The sequence below is a fragment of the Mesorhizobium sp. M7A.F.Ca.CA.004.04.2.1 genome, assembly GCF_004022825.1.
In the GTDB taxonomy this organism is placed as follows: domain Bacteria; phylum Pseudomonadota; class Alphaproteobacteria; order Rhizobiales; family Rhizobiaceae; genus Mesorhizobium.
This window is the reverse complement of record NZ_RZPH01000869.1, coordinates 1-2629: the sequence shown is the minus strand read 5'-3', so window position 1 is coordinate 2629 and position 2629 is coordinate 1. Positions and strand designations below refer to the sequence as shown.

The 2629-nt window shown below is 63.9% G+C and carries 1 protein-coding gene and 1 pseudogene; both read right to left on the bottom strand.

Annotated features, from left to right (window positions below; genetic code table 11):
• A partial coding sequence (locus EN893_RS28405) for a cytochrome d ubiquinol oxidase subunit II (RefSeq protein ID WP_128361964.1) occupies positions 1-714 on the bottom strand: 714 nt, incomplete at its 3' end.
• A gap of 295 nt (positions 715-1009) precedes the next feature.
• A pseudogene (locus EN893_RS28395) lies at positions 1010-2370 on the bottom strand (cytochrome ubiquinol oxidase subunit I).
• Positions 2371-2629 lie beyond the last annotated feature (259 nt).

Sequence of the window (2629 nt, the reverse complement as noted above, 5' to 3'; positions counted from 1 at the left end):
GAACAAAAGCGCCGACAGGATCGGCAGCGGCGACAGATAAAGCATTTCCGGCCAGACGAACCATTTGTCGAAGATGCGCGGGCTGGCGAAGGGCGTCGCCAGCGACACCGCCGCCATGCCGAGCGCGGTCAGCACCAGCGCGGTGCGAAGCCAGCGCACCGCTTTCTTCTGCAATTCGCCTTCAGTCTTGTAGATCACCCAGGCCGCGCCCATCGCCGCGTAGGCGGCGGCAAGGCAGAACGCCACCAGCACGCCGAACGCCATGCCGCCGAGGCCGACGTCGAGCCCGAGCACATAGACGCCCAGCATATAGCCCTGCGCCAGCGAGGCGATGAGCGAACCCAGGAAGAAGATACGGTTCCAGCGATGCTTGCGGCCAGCTGGCACCTTGGCGCGGAAATCGAAGGCGACGCCGCGCAGGATCAGCCCGAGCAAAAGCACGAAGACCGGAATGTAGAGCGCCGTCAGGATGACGCCATGCGCCAGCGGGAAGGCGACCAGCAGCAGGCCGACGGCCAGCACCAGCCAGGTCTCGTTGGCGTCCCAGAACGGGCCGATCGCGGCAATCATCGTATCCTGTTCGGCGTCTTCAGCGGCGGCGAACAGAATGCCGATGCCGAGATCGAAACCGTCGAGAATGACGTAGATCAGGATGGCGAGGCCCATCAGGCCGGCGAAGATCAGCGGAAGCGCGGTTGGCCAGTCGAAGGTCATCTTTTTCTCCTCACTCACCAGAGCCGGCTAATCGCGATGTGATCGGATGGGGCTCTATCGAGGCTTCAGATCGATTGCCGAAGTCGGCGCCGCCCCTCACCTGCCTGCCGGGCACTTCTCCCCGTATAGGGACGGGGAGAAGGGGGCTGGCCGCAATCTCGGCGCTTTTCTTGCAACGCTGGTGACTGGCGAAACCGTCGATGCGAGCGCCCCTCTCCCCGTCCCTATACGGGGAGAGGATGCCGGCAGGCAGGTGAGGGGCCGCGCCGGCGCCCGGCTGGAGTGCCATATCAAATCACTCCCCCGCAGCCGGCTGCGACATCGGCGCGTTGAGCACGCCGGGCAACGGCGAGTTGTCGCCGTCCTTCGCCGCCTTCAGCGCCAGGTGCACCAGCACGCCGAGATAGGCGATCAGCAACAGCACATAGAGAACGAGGTATATGGCGAGCGTCAGCGCGACATGGCTGCCGGCCACCGGGCCGACCGCGTCGGCGGTTTTCAGCACGCCCGTCACCAGCCAGGGCTGGCGGCCGATTTCGGTGGTGTACCAGCCGGCCAACGTCGCCAGCCAGCCCGACAGCCCCATCGGCACCATCAGCATGGCCAGCGGCTTCGGCAGGCTGTGCCGGCGCTTGAGGAAGAAGGCCGCCGACCAAGAGACGAGCAGCATCAATATGCCCGTGCCGACCATGACGCGGAAACCCCAGAACACCGGAAAGACCGGCGGATGATTGCCGGGATAGTCGTTCAGTCCCGGCACCACGCCGCTGGCCGAGTGCCGCAGCACCAGGCTGGCCCCATCGGGAATGGCGATCTCGAATTTGTTTTCCTTCGCCGCCTCGTCGGCAGCGCGAAGAGCACCAGCGGCACGTTGGGGCCGGTGTTCCAGTTGGCCTCCATGGCGGCGATCTTCTGCGGCTGATGCTCCAGCGTGTTCAGCCCATGCTGGTCGCCGGCGAAGATCTGGATCGGGATCAGGATCGCCGCGGTGAAGACGCCGGTGCGCAGCGCCTTCCACATCGATTCCGAGCGGTCGCCGGTGAGATAACGCAGCGCCGACAGGCCTGATATCAGGAACGACACCGTCAGCCCCGACGCCAGCAGCATGTGGGTCAGCCTGTAGGGCATCGACGGATTGAAGATGATTGCCCACCAGTCGACCGCATGCGCCACGCCGTCGCGCATCTCGAATCCGGCCGGCGTCTGCATCCAGGAATTGAGCGCGATGATCCAGAATGCCGAGACGGTGGTGCCGCCGGCGACCAGCACCGTCGCCAGCGTGTGGATGCGGTTGGAGACGCGGCGGAAGCCGAACAGCATGATGCCGAGAAAGGCCGCTTCGAGGAAGAAGGCGGTGAGGATTTCGTAGGCCAGCAGCGGCCCGGCGATGTTGCCGACCTTTTCCATGTAGCCCGGCCAGTTGGTGCCGAACTGAAAGCTCATGGTGACGCCCGAAACCACGCCCATGGCAAAGGACAGCGCGAACACCTTCACCCAGGTGAAATAGGCGCGCATCCAGGCGGAATCGTTGGTCGCGTTGTAACGCAGCTTGAAGAACAGCAGCACCCAACCCAGCGCAATGGTGATCGTCGGAAATAGAATATGGAATGAAATATTCGCGCCGAACTGGATACGCGAAAGTATGAGCGGGTCCATGATGGGCTCCGGCTGCTGCAAATACTCGCGAAGGATAGGCCCGAAGCGAGTTCAGGTCAAAGCGGCGTCCTGCCGCGAGGCTGAACGCCACAGGACAATTTTGCCGGTTGCGTGCCGCGCAACTCCGGGCCTGTGCGCCGCACCTGCAACGGCCGGCCGGCACGATTGTCGAGAACTGTCAGCAGGGCATTGACTTGCGGTTGCAAGCACCGACATTCGGCCTATATCAGGGGACCTCTTTCAAGCAGCCGTTTTCATC